The sequence below is a fragment of the Pollutimonas sp. M17 genome, assembly GCF_025836975.1.
GTDB lineage: Bacteria > Pseudomonadota > Gammaproteobacteria > Burkholderiales > Burkholderiaceae_B.
The window spans coordinates 2,756,020-2,778,970 of sequence record NZ_CP107548.1; the positions used below are offsets into that span (position 1 = coordinate 2,756,020).

Sequence of the window (22,951 nt, forward strand, 5' to 3'; positions counted from 1 at the left end):
GGATGAAAGCAAGCACGAGAAATAGTCCGCGAAGCCTGCCGATGGATTCTTAGGCAGCATGCATTTGGATGATGGCTTCCGGGTTGACCGGTCGATAGATTCCTGAGCCTGGGGGCCGCTGCTGCCAGTCTCCAACGTAGCGGCGAAGCGCCCTCCCGGCGAACTCATGACGCAAAGGGTGGCCGTGGCAAGTGCGGCGCAGGCGCCTCGCGTATGCCGGCCCGGCAGCTGAAAGCGGAGGTGCAAGTACGCGGCTGTTTGAGCCCGGGCTTATGGACGGCCGGGGGCCGTCCATTCGGGCGAGTTCCGCGTACGCTCCGCTTTCAGCTGCCGGGCCGGGAAGTTCTGGCGGAGCCAGAACCATGCGCGCGAAGCCGGAGCAGCGCTTGCCACGGCCGCCCTCTCAAGAAATCCCGCCTGGGCCTGGCCCAACGCGGGCCAACGCCACACAGCACCCCAACCAGGGATGCCAGGCCACTACAGTCGATTACTCAGCCACCGCCTACGAGAAAAAGTTCTTGACCCTATCCGTCCATGACTCGCTCTTCGGCGAATGCTTTTCACCGCCCTGCTGCAGCGAGGCTTCGAACTGGCGCAAGATCTTCTTCTGCTCATCGGACAGCCGCACCGGCGTTTCCACCGAAATATGGCAGTACAGATCACCCGGATAGCTGGCCCGCAGGCCCCGTATCCCCTTGCCCCGCAAACGGAACGTCTTGCCCGTTTGGGTTCCTTCGGGAATCGTGATCTCGCCCCGACCCGCCAAGGTCGGAACTTCAAGCTCGCCCCCCAGCGCCGCCGTTGTAAACGGAATGGTCAATTCGCAGTGCAGGTCTTCGCCGTCGCGCTGGAATATGCCGTGCGGCTTCAGATGAATCTCGACGTACAAGTCTCCCGGAGGCCCGCCGTTGACGCCGGGCTCGCCGTTGCCGCTGGAGCGTATGCGCATCCCGTCGTCGATACCCGCGGGGATCTTCACCTGCAAGGTCTTGTTCTTGCGCGTGCGCCCGACACCGTCGCAGGCCGTGCAGGGATCAGTGATCTCCTTACCCGTGCCATGGCAGGTGGGGCAGGTTTGCTGCACGCTGAAGAAGCCCTGCTGCATGCGCACCGTGCCCGCGCCGTCGCAAGTGTGGCAGGTCTTGGGATGGGTTCCCGGCTTGGCGCCGGAGCCGTGGCACACATCGCAGGTTTCCCAGCTTGGAACCCGGATCTCGGTGTCGAAACCATTGGCCGCCTGTTCCAGGCTGATGTCCAGCGTGTATTTCAGGTCGGCGCCGCGATACACCTGCGGACCGCCGCCGCGGCGGCCACCGCCAAAGATCTCGCCAAAGATATCGCCGAATGCATCGGCAAAACCCGCGCCGCCCATTCCGCCGCCGCCCATCCCCGAGTTGGGATCGACGCCTGCGTGGCCGAATCGGTCGTACGCCCCGCGCTTCTGCTCGTCGGACAGCATTTCGTAGGCCTCTTTGGCCTCTTTGAATTTTTCTTCCGCTTCCTTGCTATCGGGATTGCGATCCGGGTGGTACTTCATTGCCAGCTTGCGATAAGCCTTTTTCAGCTCATCGTCAGAAGCGTTCTTCGCTACCCCCAGAATTTCATAATAGTCGCGTTTTGCCATTTGAGTCGCTTGCGTCTTGGACGTCTGTTCTTTGTGCTTGAATAAGAAGGCCCGATTTCCGGCAAAACACCAGAAACCGGGCTCAAACCGCTACAGCCAGCGCTTATTGATCGCGCTTGACTTCTTTGAAGTCGGCATCGACCACATCGTCGTCGACAGGCTTGGCCGCATCGGCCGCCTCGCTTTGCTGCGCCGCCGCCTGCGCTTGCATATCGGCGTACATCTTTTCGCCCAGCTTCTGCGAAGCGGTGGACAGGGCTTCGACCTTGGCCTCGATGGCGGCCTTGTCGCCGTCCTTCAAGGTCTCTTCGAGTTCCTTCAGGGCCGCCTCGATGGCTTCCTTGTCGGCGGCATCCAGCTTGTCGCCATACTCGCCCAGCGACTTGCGCGTGGAATGCAGCAGCGCGTCGGCCTGATTGCGCGTGAGCGCAAGTTCGGCAATGCGATGGTCTTCCTCGGCATTGGCTTCGGCATCCTTCACCATGCGTTCGATCTCGTCGTCGCTCAGGCCGGAATTGGCCTTGATGGTGATCTTGTTTTCCTTGCCGGTGCCCTTGTCCTTGGCCGACACGTGCAAGATACCGTTGGCGTCGATGTCGAAGGTGACCTCGATCTGGGGCGTTCCGCGTGCCGCGGGCGGGATGCCTTCAAGATTGAACTCGCCCAGCGCCTTGTTGCCCGCGGCGATCTCGCGCTCGCCCTGGAAGACCTTGATGGTGACGGCCGGCTGGTTGTCGTCGGCGGTCGAGAACACCTGCGAGAACCGGGTGGGTATCGTGGTGTTCTTCTGGATCATCTTGGTCATCACGCCGCCCAGGGTTTCAATGCCCAGCGACAGGGGGGTGACGTCCAGCAGCAGCACGTCTTTGCGGTCTCCGGCCAGCACCGAACCCTGGATGGCCGCGCCGGCGGCAACGGCTTCATCCGGATTGACGTCCTTGCGGGGCTCCTTGCCAAAGAATTCCTTGACCTTTTCCTGCACCTTGGGCATGCGCGTCATGCCGCCGACCAGGATCACGTCGTCGATCTCGGACACTTTCACGCCCGCATCCTTGATGGCGATGCGGCAAGGCTCGATGGTGCGTTCGATCAGTTCCTCGACCAGGGCTTCCAGCTTGGCGCGGGTGACCTTCAGGTTCAGGTGCTTGGGACCAGAGGCGTCCGCCGTGATGTACGGCAGGTTGATTTCGGTTTGCTGCGCCGAGGACAGTTCGATCTTGGCCTTCTCCGCCGATTCCTTCAGGCGCTGCAAAGCCAGCACGTCCTTGGACAGGTCGACGCCGCTTTCCTTCTTGAATTCGCCGATGATGTAATCAATGATGCGCTGGTCGAAGTCTTCGCCGCCCAGGAAGGTGTCGCCGTTGGTGGACAGCACCTCGAATTGCTTCTCGCCATCGACATCGGCGATTTCAATGATGGACACGTCGAAGGTGCCGCCGCCCAGGTCATAAACGGCGATCTTGCGGTCGCCCTTTTCGGTCTTGTCCATGCCGAAAGCCAGCGCGGCCGCCGTCGGCTCGTTGATGATGCGCTTGACGTCCAGCCCGGCGATGCGGCCGGCGTCTTTCGTGGCCTGGCGCTGGCTGTCGTTGAAGTAAGCGGGAACGGTGATGACCGCCTCGGTGATTTCCTCGCCCAGGTAGTCTTCGGCCGTCTTCTTCATTTTGCGCAGCACGTCGGCCGACACCTGGGGAGGCGCCAGTTTCTTGCCTTGCGCCTCGACCCATGCGTCGCCGTTGTCGGCCTTGACGATGCCGTAAGGCATGAGATGGATGTCTTTTTGCACCGCTTTTTCGTCGAACTTGCGGCCGATGAGGCGCTTGACGGCATAAAGCGTATTCTTTGGATTGGTGACGGCCTGGCGCTTGGCGGGGGCGCCCACCAGGATTTCGCCGTCCTGCATGTACGCCACAATGGAAGGCGTGGTGCGCGTGCCTTCGGCGTTTTCGATGATCTTGACGCTGCTGCCGTCCAGAACAGCCACACAGCTGTTGGTCGTGCCCAGGTCAATGCCGATAATCTTGCCCATATCTATTACCCTGCTGAAAAATTTCTGAATTTGTAAAAACTGCCTGATGAATCGTAAGTGGGGATCCGCAGTGCAATTTCAAGCCTGACGGCGGGATTTTTTATGATTTTCCCGCTTCAAGCGCCGTTTTAAGGTGAAAAAGGCGGATTCAACCTCGAAAACACTGCAATTTACGAATGCGGCCCGGACGACACCATGACCAGCGCGGGGCGCAGCACCCGGTCGGCAATGGTGTAACCCTTCTGGAGCAGTTGCACCACCGCTCCTTCGGGAAGCTCGGAGTGCACCGAGGAAATCGCCTGATGCACGTGCGGATCGAACTTGTCGCCTTCGACAGGCGCCACTTCTTTAAGCAGATTGCGTTCGAATGCCGTGTTCAACTGGCGCAAGGTGGCCTCGACGCCTTCCTTCCAGGCCTGGGCGGTCTGGTCGGTAAGGGCCAGGGCGGCCTCCAGGCTGTCCCGGACGGGGATCAGGCTTTCGGCAAACGACTCGGTGCCGAACTTGCGCGCCTTGGCCACATCTTCCTGAGCGCGGCGGCGTATGTTCTCGACCTCGGCCTTGGCCCGCAGCAGTTCTTCGTGGTACTGCGCCACCTTGGCTTGCGACTCGGACAGCAAGGTCGCCCAGTCTTCTTCGGCGGCCAGCTGCTCCTGAGCCTGGGTCTGGTCAATATCGCTATTGTCGGATGCGCCCTGGGCGTCGTTCACTTCCAGGTGTTCGGACGTATCGACCGAAGCATCCTGTTGCTTGGGATCTACGGGTTCCTTGGGTGCCGGCATAAAAAATCTCCACATCTACGGTATGCAATTCCATGAAAATGGGGGCGTCAGCCCCCATTTCAAGACCTGGGAACATGGCGTTTCCCGGCCATAACTCATTCGGCGCCATCCATGGGCTCGAACTTGCATAAAGCCGGCATGCCCACCGAATAAAACGCCCCAGAGTTTACACCCGCTCCGCCGGAACCCACCCGGCCAGATGCCCCCGCGCAATGCCCGCCAGGCTGGACGCCCAGTCCGGGTCGCCGTTCAGGCAGGGCAGGTAACGGAACTGCCGGCCGCCCTCGGACAGAAAAGCATCCCGGCACTGCATCTGGATTTCCTCCAGGGTTTCCAGGCAGTCGGCGAGGAAACCCGGACACATCACGTCCACTTGGCCGATGCCCTGCCTGGCCCATTCGCGCAAGGTCGGTTCGGTATAAGGTTCCAGCCACCTTTCGGTGCCAAAGCGGCTTTGAAAGGATACGTGCAACCGTTCGCCGTCGGCGCCCAGCCGCTGCTTCAGCAGGCCCGCGGTTTCCATGCAATCGCGGTAGTAGGGGTCGCCCTGCTCGACGCTGCGGCGCGGCAGGCCGTGGAAGCTGAGCAGGAGCCGATCGGGTTTGCCGTTGGCGGCCCAATAGTCGCGCAGTTGTCTCGCCAGCGCGTCGATATAGCCCGGATCGTCGTGATAGCGCTTGACGAAACGCAGTTCGGGCTGGTCGCGCATCCGGGCGGCGCAGGCGGCTACGCTGTCGACCGCCGTCGCCGTGGTGCTGGCCGCATATTGCGGGTACATGGGCAAAGTCAGGATACGCTGGCAGCCGTCGGCGCGCAGCCTGGCAAGCGCATCGGCGATGGACGGATTTCCGTAGCGCATGCCCAGCTCGACGTGCGCCGCGATGCCTTGATCGGCCAGGCTGTCCCGCAGCCCCTGCGCCTGCGCCCGGCTCCAGACCAGCAGCGGCGAACCCTGCTCCAGCCATATTTCCTTATAGCGCGGCGCCAGCGCGGCAGGCCGGCGCGTCAGGATAAAGGCGCGCAAGATGGGCTGCCATATCCATTGCGGAATTTCGATGACGCGCGGATCGGACAGGAACTCGCCCAGATAGCGGCGTATCGCCCCCGGCGTCGGCTCGTCGGGCGTGCCCAGATTGATCAGCAGCACGCCTACGGGGCCCGGATCGCGGGGCGGCGGATCCGGATTGAAGGCCTGCGGGTCGGCGGGTTCGGGCAAGTAACGCGAAGAGAACAAGGAAGACATGTGGATCGAGGCCCGGATCAGGAAAATTAAGCCGCGGCGACCGCGCCGCCATGCATGGCGGCGCGGTCGCGTCAGGACTGGTTGTGGCTGAGCGCGTTGGACAATAGCCGCGCCGTGATATCGACGATGGGAATGACACGTTCATAGGCCATGCGCGAGGGGCCGATCACGCCCAGCGTGCCGACCACCGTTCCATCGACGCCATACGGCGCCGTAATGACGGACACGTCGTCCAGAGGAACCAATTGGGAGTCGCCCCCGATATAGATCTGCACGCCCTGCGCGCGGCTGGACACGTCCAGCAGTTGCAGCAGGTCGGTTTTCTTTTCAAACAAGGAGAACATGCGCCGCAGCCTGTCCATGTCGGAGGCGATGTCGGAAATGTCCAGCAATTTGCTTTCGCCGGAAATGACCAGCGATTCATCGGTGTCCGCCGTGGCGGCGCCGGCCTCGACGGCCTCTTGCATGAGGCGGGAAATGTCCGCTTGCAGCGAGGACAGTTCGTCGGCGATGGCAAGGCGTACTTCTTCGAAGGACATGCCGGCAAAATGCTGATTGAAGAAGTTGCTGGCCTCGAGCAGTTCCTGTTCGAGATAGTCGCGCGACACGAACAGGATGCGGTTCTGGACGTCGCCATCGGGGGTGACGATGATGAGAAGCACTCTTTTTTCGGAGAGGCGGATGAATTCTATCTGCCGAAAGACCTGGGCGCGCTTGGGCGCAAGGACGACGCCGGCAAATTGAGACAGATTGGACAGCAGGGCCGCGGCGGCCGTCACGGCCCTGCCCGGCTCGGCCGCGGGGAGAATCTGGCGGATCTGGCTGGCCGGCAGCACTTCGAAGCGCTGCACCGCCAGCAGGCGGTCGACGAACAGGCGATAGCCCTTGGGCGTGGGCACCCGGCCGGCCGACGTATGGGGGCTGTGGATCAGCCCCAGGTCTTCGAGGTCGGCCATGACATTGCGTATGGTCGCGGGCGACAGGTCGAACATTTTTGAGAGGGTCCGCGACCCCACGGGCTGCCCGTCGGCTATGTATCGTTCTATGAGCGCTTTCAGGAGCGCGTTCGCTCGGTCATCCATGGTTCTATTTTATGCAAACTTTCAGGCCGGGGTTGTCCTGCCCAGCGCCACAACCCGCTCGCGGGAACCTATAATCAACGGGTCCTATTATTCCACCAAACCAGCAGGTATTCGCCTTATGCATTTCAAAAACGTTGCAATCGTGGGCCGCTATCAGGACACCGGTCTTGACGCCCCTTTGCGCAAGCTGGCCGATATGCTGGGCGCCGCCGGCTGCAAAGTGCTGATCGAGGCCGATACGGCCAAGAATACCGGCATACGGGAACACACCGTAGCCTCTTACCAGGAAATCGGCAATCAGGCCGACCTGGCCGTCATCATGGGCGGCGACGGAACCATGCTGGGCGCGGCCCGCCAGCTGGCGCACAGCAATGTGCCCCTGATCGGCATCAATCACGGCCGGCTGGGCTTCATCACCGACATTCCCCTGCATAGCGCCAACGACGCCCTGGCCAGCGTCATCCAGGGCAACTACGAGGCCGAAGACCGCGTCCTGCTCGAAGGGCGCGTGGTGCGCGACGGCCAAACCCTTTTTTCAGGCGTGGCCCTGAACGACGTCGTCCTGAACCGCGCCGGGCGCGGCGGCATGATCGAAGTCAAGGTCGAGTTCGACGGCGCCTTCATGTACAGCCAGCGGGCCGACGGTCTGATCATCGCCACCCCCACCGGCTCGACCGCCTATTCGCTCTCGGCCAACGGTCCCATCGTCCATTCGCGCCTGAACGCCATCCTGCTGGTTCCGGTCGCGCCGCAAACCCTGTCCAACCGGCCTATCGTGCTGCCCGACAGCGGCACCCTGAGCCTTACCGTTACCGCCCTGGGCCGGGTAGAGTCCGGCGCCAGCGTCCACTTCGACATGCAGACCTGGTCCGACTGCCAGGCCGGCGACCGCATCGAGGTGCGCCGGGCACAGAATACGGTACGCTTCATCCACCCCACCGGCTACAGCTTCTTCTCCACCTTGCGACGCAAGCTGTACTGGAACCACATGCCGCAACCCTCCGACGAGGTCGAATAGCCCATGCTGCGTACTTTGCATATACGCGATTTTGTCATCGTCGAGCAGGCCGAAATCCAGTTCGACGCCGGGTTCACGGTCTTCTCCGGCGAAACGGGCGCGGGCAAGTCGATACTCATCGACGCGCTCTCGCTGGCCCTGGGCGCCCGCGCCGACGCCTCCGCGCTGCGCGAGAACGCGGCGCGCGCCGATATCTCGGCCGTGTTCGATCCTCCCGACACGCTGGGCGGCTGGCTGCGCGAACAGGAACTCGACGCCGACGACGCCCTGGTCCTGCGCCGCGTCATCGACAGCCAGGGCCGCAGCCGCGCCTTCATCAACGGCCTGCCGGTCACGCTGGGGCAACTGCGCGAACTGGGCGAATACCTGGTCGACATCCACGGCCAACATGCGCATCAAAGCCTGCTGAAATCGGCCAGCCAGCGCGAACTGCTGGACACCCAGGGCGGACATTTGCCTTTGGCCCGCCAGGTGCAGCAAGCCTGGCAGCAATGGCAGCATGCCCTGAAAGCATTGGACGCCGCCCGCGCAAACAGCGCCACGCTGCAGGAAGAGCGCGAACGCCTTGAATGGCAGTTGTCCGAACTGAATCGTGTGGGCCTTCAGCCCGGCGAATGGGACGCCATCAACAACGACCACAATCGCCTGGCGCATGCGCAGGCCCTGCTGGACGGCGCGACCCAGGCGCTGGCGGCCCTCGATAGCGATGAAGGGTCCGCCCAGCAGGCGCTGAACACCGCCGGGCACGCCCTGCAACAGTTGCTGCGCCACGACGCCCATTTGCAGGGCATCTACGACGCCATCGAGTCGGCGCGCATCTCGGCGGCCGAGGCCGTATCCGACCTGAACAGCTACCTGGACAGGCTCGAACTGGAGCCCGACCGGCTCGCCCAGGCCGAGCAAAGGCTTTCCGAAATCTTCGACCTGGCGCGCAAGTTCAAGATCGAGCCCGAGGATATCCCCGCCCTCGGACAAAGCCTGGAAGACCAGCTGAATGCCAGCCAGACCGCCGCCGACATCCCGGCGCTGGAGGCCCGCGAGCAAACAGCCCGGGCGGAATATCACCAGTTTGCCGCGCAGCTGAGCGCCGCCCGGAAAAAAACCAGCAAAGACCTGGGCAAGCGCGTGAGCGCGGCCATGCAGACGCTGGCCATGCAAGGAGGCCGCTTCGACATCAGCCTGTCCGAATCGCCTCCCGGCCCCCACGGTATGGAAACGGTCGAGTTCCTGGTGGCGGGCCACGCCGGCGTAAGCCCACGGCCCCTGGCCAAGGTGGCGTCAGGCGGCGAGCTGGCGCGGATCTCGCTGGCCCTGTCGGTGATTGCCAGCCAGGCGGCGCGTGTTCCCACGCTTATCTTCGACGAAGTCGACACCGGCGTGGGCGGCGCCGTGGCCGAAATGGTGGGCCGCCTGCTGCGCGAACTGGGCGAACGCCACCAGGTGCTGTGCGTCACCCACCTGCCCCAGGTGGCGGCACGCGGTTCGCATCATTACGAAGTCAGGAAATCGACGGCCGCTTCAAGCACCTTGTCGACCATCCAGGCGCTCGATGCCAAAGGCCGCATCGACGAGGTCGCCCGCATGCTGGGCGGGCTGAAAATCACCGACACCACGCGCAAGCATGCGCGCGAGATGCTGGCAAGCTAAAGAAGCGCAGCCCCGCCCTTCACGGACGGGGGGAAGGCAAGCCGGAACCTTGCGGGTTCCGGCTTTTTTACTTGGCGTGCTTGGGCGAGCAGTCGGAGCAAATGCCATACAAGAGCATGGTGTGGCTTTCAAGGGCGAAACCCTGTTCCTTGGCGATCTTGTGCTGGCGCTTTTCGATGTCGTGGTCGGTGAACTCCACCACCTTGCCGCAATTGGTGCAGATAAGGTGATCGTGGTGGTCGCCGTCGTTGAGCTCGAATACCGCCTTGCCGCCATCGAACTGGCTGCGCACCAGGATGCCGGCCTGCTCGAACTGGGTCAGCACGCGGTACACGGTCGCCAACCCGATATCCACGTCTTCGGCGATAAGCGTGCGGTACACGTCTTCGGCGCTTTGATGCCGCAGATCGGCGCGTCGGAAAATATCAAGAATCTTGAGGCGCGGAAAAGTCGCCTTCAAGCCCATATTCTTCAGTTCATTTTGGTCGTTCATAGCTAAAATGTCTCTGGCGGTAGGATGATGTTCGGGCGCGCGCAGGGTATGCTGTGCGCCCAACGCTGACTAACGCTATTATGCGTTTATTCTTAAACCTTTATGATAACGGTTTTATTCGATCTGAATAACAGGGGCGCTTCGTGCTGACGACTGCAAAACCAATATTTTCAACGCTTCGCGCCGGCCTGGCGGCCAGTGCAATAGCCCTGGCCCTGGCGGCCTGCGGCACGACCAACTGGGGTTTCCCGTATCGTCCCGACGTCCAGCAAGGCAACTGGATCACCGCCGAGCAGGTCGCGCAGCTGCAAAAAGGCATGAGCCGCGAACAAGTCCGCTTTATTCTGGGCACCCCCACCTTGCAGGATGTCTTCCGCACCAATCGCTGGGATTACCCCTACTATAACAAGCCAGGCTACGGAGACGAACAGGAACGCAAGTTCACGGTCTGGTTCGAAGGCGACAGCCTGGTGCGCTGGGAAGGCGACCAGCAGCCGGACCGCCAGCCATTCCAGAAAGCGGACACCGGCGCAGGCGAAGCGGGCGACGCGCAGGACGGCACGGGCAAGATCAGTTCCGATGACGCGCCCGAACAAACGTCGGCGCAAACCAGCCCCGTCGTCGATGGCTCCGGCCAGGGAAGCAACGCCCCCAATGACGGCAAGACGGCCACGGATGCCGACGCGCAGGACACTCAACCGCAGGGTGGCGCAGCGGCCCAGCCGCGCCGGCCATTGATCAACGCCAGCGAGCCGCGCACGGCCAATCCGGGGGCTCCCAATCCCGGCCGAAGCACCGCCGAGCCGCTGCGCTAACAAAAGGAACACTATGCGTATCGCTATCGCCGGGGCCGACGGCCGCATGGGCCGCATGCTTATCGAAGCCGTGCTCCAAAGCCCGGATCTACAGCTGACCGCAGCGCTGGATCGCTCAGGGTCGGCCTCGATCGGCCAGGATGCCGGCGCCTTCCTCGGCCAGGAAACCGGCGCAATCATCACCGACGATCTGGACGCCTTGGCTCATGCCGATTGCCTGATCGACTTCACCCGGCCCGAAGGAACGCTGGCGCATCTGCAAGCCTGTATCAAGCACGGCACCAAATGCGTCATCGGCACCACCGGATTCGACGACCAAGGCAAGCTGGCCATACAGGCCGCCAGCCAGAAGATCGCCATCGTATTCGCGCCCAACATGAGCGTGGGCGTCAACGCCACCTTGAAGCTGCTTGAAATGGCCGCCAAGCTGCTGAACAGCGGCTACGACGTTGAGGTATTCGAAGCCCACCATCGCAACAAGGTCGACGCCCCGTCCGGCACGGCGCTGGCCATGGGCGAGGCCGTGGCATCGGCCTGGGGCAAGAAGCTGAACGATATCGCCGACTGGGCGCGCCATGGCGAAACCGGTGCACGCGAAACCGGCAAAATCGGCTTTTCCGTCGTGCGCGGCGGCGACATCATCGGCGATCACACCGTGTATTTTTGCGGCACGGGCGAACGCATCGAAATCACGCACCGATCCGGCAGCCGCGCCACGTACGCGCAAGGCAGCCTGCGCGCGGCCCGCTATCTGGCGCGCAAGGAATTCGGGCTGTTCGACATGCAGGACGTGCTGGCGACCTAGACGTAAAGTGCCGCAGGCATTGAAAAGTTCGCGAACAGCACATTCCCGCCTGTGCCTTGAAGATGGCGGCGCAATCTGTAGGGCTGTCATCGCGCCATAATCGGCAGTTCGCCGTTCCGAGTCTGATGGATGCAAGCCTAGGCCCGCCCGCGCGGGCCTTGTTGCTTTCAGCGGACCTGCACAGGCTCCTGCTCCAGGGCCACGCCGAAGCGCGCCTGGATGTCCGCCTTTATAGCGTCCGCCAATCGCTGGATGTCATGCGCATCGGCGCCGCCATGATTCACCAGCACCAGCGCCTGGCGGTCATGCACGCCCACCCGCTCCAGACGCCTGCCCTTCCAGCCGGCGCGATCGATCAGCCAACCCGCGGCCAGTTTGTAGGCGCGCCCGCCCGCTTGCTCATACGCCACCAAATCGGGATGCGCGGCTTTGAGCGCGCTGAAGGCCGCGGCATCGACAACGGGATTCTTGAAAAAACTGCCCGCGTTGCCCAATACAGCGGGATCCGGCAGCTTGCGCCGGCGCACCTCGCACACCGCATCGAATACCCGCCGCGCCGTCACCGCCGCGGCGCCTTCCTGCAAGGAAGGATGCTGACGCAAATCCGGGTAGTCGAGCGCCGGGCGCCATGCCTTGGGCAAGCGCAGGCGCAGCGCGGTAATCAGCCAGCGTCCGGGTTCCGACTGCTTGAAGAAGCTGTTGCGATACGAGAACCGGCAATCGTCCGGCCCCATTTCAAGCAGGCGGCCTGTGTGCAGGTCCCATGCGACCAGGCTGTGGAAGCGCTGGTCGAGTTCGACGCCGTAAGCGCCTATATTCTGCACTGGCGCCGCCCCCGCCGTGCCCGGTATCAACGCCAGGTTCTCCAGACCGTTCCATCCCTGGCTCACGCAATGCGCCACGAAATCGTGCCAGACTTCGCCGGCCTGCGCCTCGATGATCCATGCGTCCTTGCTTTCGTCGACCAGTTCTATGCCCCGGGACTCCACCTTGACGACCAGGCAGTCCAGCTGCGGAGCAAGCACCACATTGCTGCCGCCGCCCAGCACCATGGCCGTGTCGTAGTGCGATGCCAGCTCGCTCAGCAGCGGCAATTGCTCCGCGGCGCTGTAACGGACAAGCGCCCTGGCCCGCGAACGCAGGCCGAGTGTGTTTAGAGAGGTCAGATCCTGGTCGTGAACTTGCAGCAAAGGGGGTCCTGCCGGTGAAGAAGTTTCGAGGAAAATCGCTGAAGGCATAAGCATACCTCGTCATGCCGTTTCTTCGACGGGCGGTTGGCCCTCTGTATTTGCAGAATAAAAGCAGCAGGCCCTGCTTGACAGCCATGGGAGCAATCGTGCTATTATCTTGGTCTTGGCTGAATATTGATTTATTTAGATCCAGGCGCATCGTACGGCACGTTTATCGCGGCGGGTTTTGAAAACATGCTTTGATAGACAGGGGTGCAAAAAGTCCGACTCGGATGATTTGCATGGCCAGAAAAAAGTGCTTATAATGCGAGGCTTCTTTCAGCAGCGGTTCACACCGCAATGAATGAAGCAGGCAGTAAATATGCGGGAGTAGCTCAGTTGGTAGAGCGCAACCTTGCCAAGGTTGAGGTCGCGAGTTCGAGACTCGTCTCCCGCTCCAGATTCTAAAAAGGCCCAAACTTCGGTTTGGGCCTTTTTGCGTTTGGTGGTTTCGTTCTTGCGGTTTGGTTGAGTGACTGCTTACGACTGAAACGGACTTTCTTCTTTTCATTTCTCTCGCAGCCATAGCTCGGCGAACCATGAGCGCAAGTAAAGCATGTCGCGGTATTAAGTAGGTCGAGTTCTGCTATCGCGAATCAACGAGCAGCGGTAGTGGGAGTTCCATTTGGACCCCAGACGGGGTCAAGCAAGGGGGCTGTCCTCTTCGGGGTAGACGAAAGGATCGCCAAGGACCTGGATAAAAGGCAGGGCTCAATTTGCCTATGGTGTCGGGCAGATCACACTGGCTGCGCGCCATTTCCAGTGCTTCGTTGAAACGGTAGTAGCAATAAGAAAGTGAGATCAGCAGTTGATCCGCGACATATTGCATCTTGTTGCGGTGATGCTGCAGAAGATATAGGTATGCACCGGCTCTTGATTCATGTGACTCGGGTTTGTACGTCGTCGTGTGCAGGTCTCAGCGTTGAAACTATAGTTTATTGCAGGCACCATTTTGACGTACAATTATGGTCTGCCTATTTACAGATGTGGAGGTATTTGCTATGAGTGCAGCGACCGATACCAAACAGGAACGCATTAATTTGCGGCTGGAGCAGGGTGCTAAGCAGGTACTGGAGCGTGCCGCGCGTTTCGAGGGAAAAACGGTCAGCAGTTTTATCCTGACCAGTGCCCTGGCGTATGCTGAAAAAACCATTGACGCGCACGAAACCATGCGCCTGAACAGGCAGGATTCCGAGGCGTTCTTCAATGCCCTGGTCAAGCCTGTACGACTCAACAAGAGGCTGGCCGCCGCCCTCAAGGAACATGAGCAACGCGTGACCAGCAAATGACCGACTATTCGTCTCTGTTCATCTCAGCGCTAGACGGGAGCCACGAGAGATCCGGCTTTCACTGTGGTGTGCCTTCGCTGGATAATTATCTCCACAAACAGGCTAGCCAGGATGTGAAGCGCCGCATCAGTCGCGTATTTGTTGCGACGACACCAGCGAATCCGCACACCATCGTGGGCTATTACACATTGTCCACGCTTTCGATTGAACTCGATCAGTTGCCTGACAGTGTCGCCCGCAAGTTGCCTCGACATCCGGTCCCGGCGGCATTGCTGGGTAGGCTTGCTGTCGATCAGCAAGCCCGTGGCCATGGTGTGGGCAGAATGCTGTTGGTCAATGCCATTCAGCGCACGTTGGCAGTCAGCGACCAGATCGCCATTTATGCCATGATCGTCGATGCCATAGACGAGCAGGCACGTAGCTTCTATGAGCAGTTTGGCTTCTCGCTGCTGGACTCGGGCGGTCATCGCCGGTTGTTTCTGCCGCTGAAGTCTGTTTAACGTAAAAGTGGGACACCCTCAGCGGAAAAGCATCAGGGCGCCAAGTCAAGTTTCTCGCATATGTTTATATTGACTGCCCCACAACGTTGACTTGCAGTGCCACACCCAACCGCCGGCACACGACGCCAAAACTCGCTGCCAAGTTATCCATGCTGGGATTACCCTTGGACGAGAGCATTCGGCTCAGGCTCTTTCTTGGGCAACCGATTTGGATGGCGAACTGCTCGCACCCCAGAGGCGCGCTGTTTCGGCCTCCGTTCAGAAACAGTGTGGCCGCTTCGTCGAGCAGCGCACGGGCCTTCACCTCTGCGCTGTTCGTTCTCGACGCCACATCTTCTGATGTAACCGGTGCTCAGGGTAAGCCGCCAAGCAACTAACTGATAGCCTATTGCTACCACAATGGCTCGGTTTACGTTAGCCCTTCCTGCTCCACCGTAAAGCCAGCCGCCACTACAGCCTCACCCAACGTCGCCCATCCGGCCGCGTCAGCAAAATGGCGAATGCGCCCCAGAACGTAGGGAGTCGCCTTACGGCGCACTTCGACGGGAACATCATCTGGATGCATCCGCCAGGGCTGCAATGTATGGCCGGCAGCCAGCGCCTCACGAGCCAGTGCCGCGGCGATTCGGAAACCACCCTCATCAACATCACCCCAGTGAAGGACTGGCGTTGCCTTAGGCGCTGCCTGAAGAAGCCTGACGTACATTGCTCGCCAGGCTGGTGAAGGCATTCCCGCGGTGTAAATGAGTAGCACGTCCTCGTTGCAACGGCGCTTCGCCTCGCTGTGGAACGTCGTCAAGTTCTCGATGGTCATCACCTGGCGCGGAAAGGTTTCTAAGCTCCGCACGGTGGCAGCCGGTAGCCCTACGTAGGGTATGTCAAGGAAAGCCGACGCTCGCTCCCTGATAATGACTACGTTGCCGGCAAGTAGCACGGGATGCTCTTCGCGGAACAGGCCCAATTCCTCCCAAACAGCAGTGGGTTCACGGGGCACTGCTTCAACGCTACCGCATAACAGCACATCGATTGGGCCAACTAGCTTCTCGATGCGTTTGCTGTCCTTGAAGATGCGGTAGCTCGCCTCGCGAATTGGGGCCGAGATTGCATCCGCCGACACATTAATCGCGGAGTCAATAACCGTCACTGCATCTACCCAGTCCTGCGCTGACGCTGGCGTTAACGTCCGAACAGTGCGCAACTGGGACCAACGCTGCATAACGTCATTGAGCACAGGGAAGCGCTCCAGGTACGGCGCAAACTGCATTGCGACGCTGGTCAGTACGTCGCCCAGTGGCGTACGGCCTAGAAACTCAGCCAAGACCCTCGGATCGACGAGAGCCACCCGCGTGATAAAACCGTTTCCCTCCTGAGGATCGTCCCACGTCAGGCTGACAGCGCCCTGGGCTCGTGCCGCCTGCATCGTGGTCTCGAAAGACTCCTTGGCCTGCAATACCCTTTCGCTACGGTAGGCCGCGAGATTGGACCGCGTAAGCGCCGCCGCTCGCGAACGGACGCCCGCGTTAGCCTTGTCTGCGTCGCGGAGCAGCTTCTCGAGCAACTGACGTGCGCGTTCATCCATCGCGTCAGATTTCCTTCACCATCGCCGAAACGTGGGCCATGCCCTGATGCATGACCGCAAGCTCCTGTTCGATCAGCTCAGGATTGAACTCGGGCAAGTCAGAACGGAACAGTGCCCGGGTCTCCGGTAGAACTTCCCGGCCCTCAATCATAACGGCGTTGTTGTCGACGTCGCGCAGGATGTCGTAGTAGCGATGCAGGAATGCTGTCAGGATGCCAAGGTTCTCGCCAGGACTGGCCATGAAAACCTGCAGACCCAACTCCTCCAAATAGCGCATCGTGGCGATGATGTTGGTCGGATCCATCTTGTTGAAGGCCTCATCAAGCAGCATCAGCCGCAGACCGTCTTTTTGACCACGGTCGAGGCGGTATGCAGACGCCAGCGCCGCTCCGGCGATGACATAGAGCGGCGCGCGGTGTTCCCCGCCGGAGCCTGGACCCAGGCGCTTGCTGAGGTGGCCAACGACCTTTGACATCTTGGTCAACGGATCCTCGCGCAGGATCTCGATGTCGAACTCGAAGAATTCACGGTAGTCATCCAGAGGGCTGCGCACACCGGTGGCACCGGGCGCAATCTTCTCTTCAAGCAGCGCATGAAATTCTTCGGGAAGTTCGCCAGGACCGCCGAGCAGGTCTTCTGCCGGGCCATAGGCCGCGACGTTCTTCACGAACTTGAGCAGCGAATCCAATTGCGGCCGAGCTACCCGCCGGAATTGATAGCGCTCACCGTTCGAGAAGGTCGGGCACTCGCGCAGCACCGCGTTCAGCCGGTCCATGGTCTCCCTCAGCCACTCCAGGTTGTTGCTGAGCGCAATTGCCACATCATTGCGGAAGGTCTCCTGTGAGGTTCGGTAGGCCGCATCCATGTCTTCCTTGAAGGGGGCGAGTTGGGTGTCGTTCAACTGCTTAAGCAAGTCCTTCAACCAGCTCCAAGCCGTCAACCAGTCGGTGGCAATTTCTTGCGGCGCATGCTCTCGGTATTTCTGCAGAAAGATGCCCAACTCTTTGGTGCCTGCATTAATGGCTGCAGCCATGCGCCGTCGGCAGAAACCTTCTTGTTCGACCGAGTGCCGTTCCATGGCAGAGTAGGCGCTGTCATACTTATCGAGAAGTGCATCCCACTGCCGAGCTTCGAAGTCCTTCTCAACCTCGGGGTGCTGCCGTGCCTCCGTGACCGCAGCATGGGCAGCCTCGACTGCAGCTTTCGCAATCGTTTCGCGAGCCTTGCACTGCGTGTGTTGTTCCTTTGCGCGCCCAATCTCCCGAGCCACCTCCCGAAGGCAGCTTTCGGCCACAGAAGCACGCTGTGATGCCTCCGCCTCTTCCACGCCGAGGCGTACATAGTCCTCGTCCGCCGCCTCCTTCAATAGCTCGGTTTTGTTGACAACCTCATGGCGGGCCTCGGCCATGGCGCTCCATGCTTCACCCACGTACTTCAGGGCGGACTCTTCGTGAGCCGCCTGCCGCAGTACGTCAACCAATCCGTTCAATGCCCGCTCTTGGACTTCTAAATCCCGAATTTTCTTCTGCGCACGCGCCAACTCATCTTGAACCGCGCTACGGTAGTTGGTGCTGCTAGCACCAATCCGGAACTGGGTCGGCGATACGGGGCGTAACCGCTCGATTTCGCCACCAGACACCAGCATTCCATCTGTGGTGAGGGTACGTTGCCCGGCAAGCGCCTCGCTGTCGCTTGATGCGCAGCGCAAATCGCCGAACTGGCGCTGCAGATAAGCGACAGCTGCCGGATTGTCGCCGTCGATGAGCCCGGCGACAGAACCCTGCTCGAACCGCTTACCAAGAGCTTGGCGGCTTTCCATGGCAATCTTGGCGCCATAGACAGCCTGTGAACCCGTAAGGCCACGGTAAATGCGGAAAGCATCCTTCTCCTGGTCGGCAGAAACCAGCAGCGCCTCCATGTTACGCTTCAGGTACGCCTCAATGACCGGTTGCCAATCTGGATCGATAATGCGTACCAGGTCGCAAACCGGCGTTGCTTGAATGCCATGATCCCCCAGTTCTGTAAGTAGCCGCTGAACCTCGGACGAGAGCGGAGGCCGGCCTGCTCGAACACGCTTCAGGCTCTCCTGGGCTTGCCGCTCCGCCTCGCGTGCGTCATCGAGGCTCCGCTTGAGCACCCCGCCTTGACTGAACAACTCCTTGAATGCAGCCTGCGCCGTCTTGAGCGCCGGGCGTAGTGCTGCTACGACCTCCTCCCGAGCTATCGCGTCCTCGGCCACTTGGCTCCGTAACTGATCCATTGAACTCGCCGCCGCTTGTAGTTCGGACGTTTGCACCTTTAAGAAATCAGATCCCACAGCCTCATTTAACGCTCGTCGCACCAACTGAATGTTATTGACGATCTCAGTACGCTTTGCCTGTGCGCGGCCCTTCGCAGCCTGGATTGAGGTCTGCAGTGCGCCATAGTCCTTGTGAGCCGCATGCGCCTCGCGCTGTACGCGTGCCCGCTCTGCAGCTGCCTTCGCCTCGTTGGCCTCGTTCTCCAAGGAAGACTCCTTGGCCTCACAGTCCTGCACGGCTTGCGCCGCGTTTTCCGTGGCGATGAGAGCCTGCTCCAGCGCTTCGCCCGCTACTTGGGCGGCAGCCGTCTTCGAGAGAGCATTCCAGGTCACGGCGCGTTGGGATTCATCCGATGCCTTTTCGTATTCGATGCCGACGCGCTCACCGTCAGCGATCTTGGCCTCCACTTGCGCGACCATTTCCGCCAAACGCCGAAAAGATTCAGTGACCTCCTTGAACTTTTTGATGTTCGTGGGTCGAGCCTCCAGCACGTCATTGCGGACAATCTGATCGACCGGTTTATCGAAACGCATGCGTAGGGCGAAGCGAAAAGCGCGGCTGAAAGCTTCCGGTGCTGGGGCGCTACCGGCGGAGCCTCGCAGAGCCAGCAAGGCCGCTCGGATGTACCGCTCAGAATCAGTGTAGAGCGGATCCTGACCTGAAACCTTGGAGCGCTCGATTAGCTGGTGCCGGAACGTCGCCCAGGTCCGCGGCCGCTGCTCGCCATCGACCATCTCGAGATGATCGCCTAGAGACAGCTCAACATCTGGCAGAATGTAGCGCCCCTGCACATCATGACCATCCCGGTCGGCAGAGGCATACAGGCACACCCCCATGGACAGCGGAGCGCCGGTTTCGGTATCCCGCCAGATCAGAGTGATATAAGTTGTCGCGTTGTCACGCGCCCGATGCTCCGGGCTCTCGCCATACTGCCCGAGACAATAAGCGCGCAACGAACGGGTCGTCGCCTGTTCATCAGCCTGCGCATTGAGCGCGACCAGGCGGCTATTGGCGCCGAGCATGGCAATTTGCACCGCATCAAGCAGCGAACTCTTGCCGCTGCCGTTCGGACCAAAAATACCCGTGATTTCTCCTAGCTGAACATCCTGCTGCTCGAAGAGGAAGAACTGCACCACCCTGATTCGCTCGAGATACTTCATTCTTGGCTCTCCCCTTCTTCCGCAACCGACGTGACAGCTTCTGGTTCGTCGTTTGCAGAAGCAACGGCCTTGAACTGCACCAGGCGCGCCAGCGCAGCCTCGCCCAGCACGTCGGCTATCGCCGGTCGAATGACCACCGCATAGGGTTGGCCTGCCATATCCTCGCCGTCGTCAAGACCGTGGTCCTCAGACTTCTTGGCGATACCCCAGCGCTTCATGGTTTCCATCAAGGAGTCCAGCTTTCCCTTGGTGGGCAGCTCTTTGCCAGACATTAGGCGATATTTCTCGGCCAACTCCACGAGGTCGCAGAGCACCTCACCGCCTTCGGTCAGTTGCCCGATGCTGGCCGCTTCGTCGTAAATCGCGCGCAGGACCAGTGCAAAAACCGTCTGTGCAATGGAAGCGGTCCCAGCCTTCGCGTGCTTGGGTAGGGCGTAGGCATAGCGCAATTGGCGGTTCACCTGAACATCAATGCCCAGCGGCACCAGCGCCTGCCGGAATTCACGCTCGTAGCGCTCAATCATCCAATAGGCTGTGCGGCTGTGACGGTCGGCGTAGTAGAGCACCTGCTCAACAGCAAGCCGGTAAGCCGTCATCTCGAGCTCTTCGCTCGTGTGCTGATCATCACTCCGAGATGCCAGTAATTCCCAGTATTGGCTCATCAAGCTTTCTCCGTTGGCGCTTTGCGCCGCTCAATGGTGAAGGGACGCCCCGCAATGAGCGTCCGGTCGGTGGCGGCGGCGTCCGCCAACGTCACGCGAAACCCCTTCGCCATGGCCGTGGCCGAGAGCTGCAATCTCCGGCTATCGGAGCTCATGGTCAAACCAAGCCCTGCCAAGGCCTGATAGGCTCGAACGTCGGCGATGGTGCCCAACGCGAGACTGTTGCTATTCACTTGATCGGCGCCCGCGAGACGGCTAACCACGAACTCTGCGAGCTTGAGTGGCGTCATGCTCCGGGCTTCCCGGGCGCGAAGCATGACGTGGGCCCTAGCGATCTGAGCATCCGACGGACGCTCGCGTCGCAGACTCGATGGCGGCGCCCGACTGACTGTCTTTCGCGGCTCTGCAAGGCGGTCGCCGCTGATCATGTCGCCAGACGGGAATGGATCGCTTACCGCAGGGAGATTTCCCGCTAGGGCAGTGGCGATAGCTTGTTTGACCAAGTGATCCACAGGCCGCAGCGAACGCAGCCGGTAGTCAAGATAGGCCAGCGCACGACGGTTGGCGCGACGGATCTCGTCGTCGAGTCGGTCGAGGTATTCGTCGATTCGATTCAGTTCAAGAAGGCGATGAATGTCCTTTTCGAAGAGGAGCTCCGCTTTGTGGCGATCGCCAGCGCAACGCTTCGTCTCATACCAAGTGATCAACCGCAGCCGGTGGCTTTCCGTCGAGGACAGTTCCTCCACGGCCCGGATGATTTGTCGGCGGCGCGACAGAGGGTGCTCTTTGGTGCGCAGCTCGCGGTAGTCGCCAATGAACACCTGCTCGATGTAGTCGCTGAAGAAGCGCCGAACGTACTCGGCCGTGGTGGTCTCACGTGCAAGAGCCTCCATGATGTCGCGGATGTTCGTTCCGGTATTGCGCACATGTTCGAGGAGGTGGCGTGCCTGCTCGGAGGTTTCACTCAGCGTATCACCGTCAGCCTTACCTTCGACGACCTGCTGGATGTTAAGGTCGATGGAGCGGATCTTTCCGGACAGGAATACGGGTCCGGTCTCGGCGAATGACACCAGGATTGTCAGGAACTGGTTGACCGTCGGCCGCATCGTGACGCGCTTCTCGACACCATGTTTCTCCAGGCGAAACCAGCCAGCCTCTTCGAAACGGTGGAAGACCTGGATGGCGCGAATGTTGATGGGGGTTTCCGGTGAGTCGCCATCCTCGGTTTCCCAGATGTCCTGGGTAAGCAGCTCGTCCTCAATGTCCTGCACGATCTCGCGCACTGAGAAGCCTTGACTGGGTGGCAGAGGAGCATCAGGGCCAAAGCGTTTCTCGTGCAGACGGCAAAGCAGGGCCCAGTAGCGATGTCGGTTGGCTGAGGCAAGTGGTGCGAAAAGCCGGTCGGGCAATCGCTCAAACAAGAGTGTTGCCGCCGTCGCACCGGTGCGATGCAGTGCTGGCGTCAGGTGGGAAATAGCCAAGGCTTTACCTCCTCAAGGTTGGCTACCGCCAACTGGTAGTCCGGTGGAAGTTGCTTCTTAACATCAGTCGCCACGCGCGCATCCTGGATGAAGTAGCTCACCAGGGCTCCACGGCACGTTTGCACCCGTGCAGCAGTGTTCCCGAAGTATTCAAAGCGGATTAGCGACTCCTGCTCGGGCGTCAGGTCCGGGTGAGCAATAAGTCGCACTGGGACGCTGGTTAGCCAGGCCTTGTCGTTCTGTTCACCTTGGATCGCAGATGCCGATAACAGTTTGGCATTAACAATCCGGCCCAGCGCATAGTCTCGGAAATCCTGTCGAACGTCGCAATAAGCGCGCACATGCCAACGGCGGCCAGCTCGAATCAGACTGTGTGGAGAGATAGTCCGTTGATGCGGCTCGGGATGCTGCATGGATCGGTAAGTCAGTTGAATGGCCCGACCTTGCCGGATCGCCTCGGAAATGATGGCAAAGTGCTGCGGGGACGGTGTCGAGAGATCGGGAAATGCGGCCAAGAGACCGCCTTCGCCTAGGGTGCCCTCGGTGGCCGCATACGGCATGCCAACGAGCGCCAGGTATTTAGCTAGAGAGGTGGCATCCTCGAATCGTCGAGGATCGGCGATGCGCCAGGCTTTGTATGTTTCCGGCGTCGCATGGAAGCTTCGAGTCCTTGTGTCCCAGACAAGCCATTCCGGATGCTGCTCACGGAGTTCCCGAATCCAAACGCTGGCCCAGTTGGAACTGATGCCAAAGAGATCCATCAGCCGTCCACGATTCAAACGCCCCTCCCAGATTAGGAGAAGCTTGAGCATCGTCAGTCGTTGATGTGGTGTATCGCTTTTTCCAACCATACCTTAAAGAGTATCATACTTTTTTAAGTACTATACGTAACAGCCCATAGACGCCATAAGCCAGATGCACAAGCCGCTCTGGACATAGTAGGCAGCGAGCTTGGGAGACACGCCGAACGACTCCAGCGTGACGAAATCCAATAGCGTGCACGAGGAAGCTCAGTCTGCAATCGCTTGATTAGATAACGACTTAAATTTCTAGCCATTTACGAAACATGCTGCATTTTCTAATCACTCGTCAGAGGAATACAGAATTTTCACGGAGATTCGCATTTTTCTGGAGTTTGGCATCCAAATTCAACCATGCACTTCGCTGCGGGGCTTGCAATGTCTGACCAGCAAACCTCATATTGTCGGCGGAC

At 60.5% G+C, this 22,951-nt stretch carries 17 protein-coding genes, 1 tRNA gene and 1 pseudogene; 7 read left to right on the forward strand and 12 right to left on the reverse strand.

Going from position 1 to position 22,951, the window contains the following annotated elements:
* Window positions 1-502: 502 nt before the first annotated feature.
* From dnaJ to hrcA, 5 genes are all read right to left on the reverse strand, one after another.
* Complete coding sequence (gene dnaJ, locus OEG81_RS12980) at window positions 503-1,624, reverse strand: molecular chaperone DnaJ (RefSeq protein ID WP_264129672.1); 1,122 nt, start codon at window positions 1,622-1,624, stop codon at window positions 503-505.
* A gap of 103 nt (window positions 1,625-1,727) precedes the next feature.
* Window positions 1,728-3,653 carry a molecular chaperone DnaK gene (dnaK, locus tag OEG81_RS12985; RefSeq protein WP_264129673.1) on the reverse strand — a complete coding sequence of 642 codons (1,926 nt, stop codon included), beginning with the start codon at window positions 3,651-3,653 and terminating at the stop codon, window positions 1,728-1,730.
* A gap of 170 nt (window positions 3,654-3,823) precedes the next feature.
* A complete protein-coding gene (gene grpE, locus OEG81_RS12990) occupies window positions 3,824-4,435 on the reverse strand; it encodes a nucleotide exchange factor GrpE (protein WP_264129674.1) in 612 nt (203 codons plus the stop codon).
* A 166-nt stretch (window positions 4,436-4,601) separates the two neighbouring features.
* The gene (gene hemH, locus OEG81_RS12995) at window positions 4,602-5,678 is read right to left on the reverse strand and encodes a ferrochelatase (protein WP_264129675.1); all 1,077 of its coding nucleotides are present in this window, start codon (window positions 5,676-5,678) and stop codon (window positions 4,602-4,604) included.
* A gap of 71 nt (window positions 5,679-5,749) precedes the next feature.
* Entirely contained in the window at window positions 5,750-6,760 is a 1,011-nt protein-coding gene (hrcA, locus tag OEG81_RS13000) for a heat-inducible transcriptional repressor HrcA (protein WP_264129677.1), read from the reverse strand.
* A gap of 118 nt (window positions 6,761-6,878) precedes the next feature.
* Here hrcA and OEG81_RS13005 point away from each other — a divergent pair, with 118 nt between their 5' ends.
* Together OEG81_RS13005 and recN are read left to right on the forward strand one after the other, a co-directional pair.
* The gene (locus tag OEG81_RS13005) at window positions 6,879-7,778 is read left to right on the forward strand and encodes an NAD kinase (RefSeq protein WP_264129678.1); all 900 of its coding nucleotides are present in this window, start codon (window positions 6,879-6,881) and stop codon (window positions 7,776-7,778) included.
* A 3-nt stretch (window positions 7,779-7,781) separates the two neighbouring features.
* Complete coding sequence (gene recN / locus OEG81_RS13010; RefSeq protein ID WP_264129679.1) at window positions 7,782-9,425, forward strand: DNA repair protein RecN; 1,644 nt, start codon at window positions 7,782-7,784, stop codon at window positions 9,423-9,425.
* A 67-nt stretch (window positions 9,426-9,492) separates the two neighbouring features.
* Here the strand turns inward: recN and fur are convergent, their stop codons facing one another.
* Window positions 9,493-9,918 (reverse strand): ferric iron uptake transcriptional regulator, encoded by a 426-nt coding sequence (gene fur / locus OEG81_RS13015; RefSeq protein ID WP_264129680.1) that lies wholly within the window; start codon window positions 9,916-9,918, stop codon window positions 9,493-9,495.
* 164 nt (window positions 9,919-10,082) lie between these two features.
* Between fur and OEG81_RS13020 the strand changes: the two are divergent.
* Both OEG81_RS13020 and dapB read left to right on the forward strand, forming a co-directional pair.
* Window positions 10,083-10,556 (forward strand): annotated as a pseudogene (locus tag OEG81_RS13020) (outer membrane protein assembly factor BamE); the annotation flags it as partial.
* Window positions 10,557-10,746: 190 nt separating this feature from the next.
* Entirely contained in the window at window positions 10,747-11,538 is a 792-nt protein-coding gene (gene dapB / locus OEG81_RS13025; protein ID WP_264129682.1) for a 4-hydroxy-tetrahydrodipicolinate reductase, read from the forward strand.
* A gap of 167 nt (window positions 11,539-11,705) precedes the next feature.
* Here the strand turns inward: dapB and murB are convergent, their stop codons facing one another.
* Window positions 11,706-12,782 carry a UDP-N-acetylmuramate dehydrogenase gene (gene murB, locus OEG81_RS13030; RefSeq protein WP_412034067.1) on the reverse strand — a complete coding sequence of 359 codons (1,077 nt, stop codon included), beginning with the start codon at window positions 12,780-12,782 and terminating at the stop codon, window positions 11,706-11,708.
* A gap of 309 nt (window positions 12,783-13,091) precedes the next feature.
* On the opposite strand from murB, the gene OEG81_RS13035 reads away from it, so the two are divergent.
* The 3 genes from OEG81_RS13035 (at window position 13,092) to OEG81_RS13045 (ending at window position 14,556) form a co-directional block, all read left to right on the forward strand.
* Window positions 13,092-13,167 (forward strand) — tRNA-Gly (locus OEG81_RS13035).
* 601 nt (window positions 13,168-13,768) lie between these two features.
* Window positions 13,769-14,056, forward strand: coding sequence for a DUF1778 domain-containing protein (locus OEG81_RS13040; protein ID WP_264129684.1), 288 nt, complete (start codon window positions 13,769-13,771; stop codon window positions 14,054-14,056).
* Entirely contained in the window at window positions 14,053-14,556 is a 504-nt protein-coding gene (locus OEG81_RS13045; protein WP_264129685.1) for a GNAT family N-acetyltransferase, read from the forward strand. The genes OEG81_RS13040 and OEG81_RS13045 overlap by 4 nt, the downstream gene beginning before the upstream one ends.
* Before the next feature lie 409 nt (window positions 14,557-14,965).
* Here OEG81_RS13045 and OEG81_RS13050 read toward each other — a convergent pair whose 3' ends face one another.
* The 5 genes from OEG81_RS13050 to OEG81_RS13070 are packed head-to-tail and all read right to left on the reverse strand — an operon-like array spanning window position 14,966 to window position 22,550.
* On the reverse strand, window positions 14,966-16,135 hold the full coding sequence (locus tag OEG81_RS13050; RefSeq protein ID WP_264129686.1) for a Wadjet anti-phage system protein JetD domain-containing protein: 1,170 nt from the start codon (window positions 16,133-16,135) through the stop codon (window positions 14,966-14,968).
* A 4-nt stretch (window positions 16,136-16,139) separates the two neighbouring features.
* Window positions 16,140-19,595 (reverse strand): SbcC/MukB-like Walker B domain-containing protein, encoded by a 3,456-nt coding sequence (locus tag OEG81_RS13055; RefSeq protein WP_264129687.1) that lies wholly within the window; start codon window positions 19,593-19,595, stop codon window positions 16,140-16,142.
* Window positions 19,592-20,257, reverse strand: a complete 666-nt coding sequence (locus OEG81_RS13060) for a DUF4194 domain-containing protein (RefSeq protein ID WP_264129688.1) — start codon at window positions 20,255-20,257, stop codon at window positions 19,592-19,594. Before OEG81_RS13060 ends, OEG81_RS13055 begins: the two co-directional genes overlap by 4 nt.
* Entirely contained in the window at window positions 20,257-21,738 is a 1,482-nt protein-coding gene (locus tag OEG81_RS13065) for a Wadjet anti-phage system protein JetA family protein (RefSeq protein ID WP_264129689.1), read from the reverse strand. The genes OEG81_RS13060 and OEG81_RS13065 overlap by 1 nt, the downstream gene beginning before the upstream one ends.
* A complete protein-coding gene (locus OEG81_RS13070; RefSeq protein WP_264129690.1) occupies window positions 21,720-22,550 on the reverse strand; it encodes a helix-turn-helix transcriptional regulator in 831 nt (276 codons plus the stop codon). The genes OEG81_RS13065 and OEG81_RS13070 overlap by 19 nt, the downstream gene beginning before the upstream one ends.
* Between the last annotated feature and the right edge of the window lie 401 nt (window positions 22,551-22,951).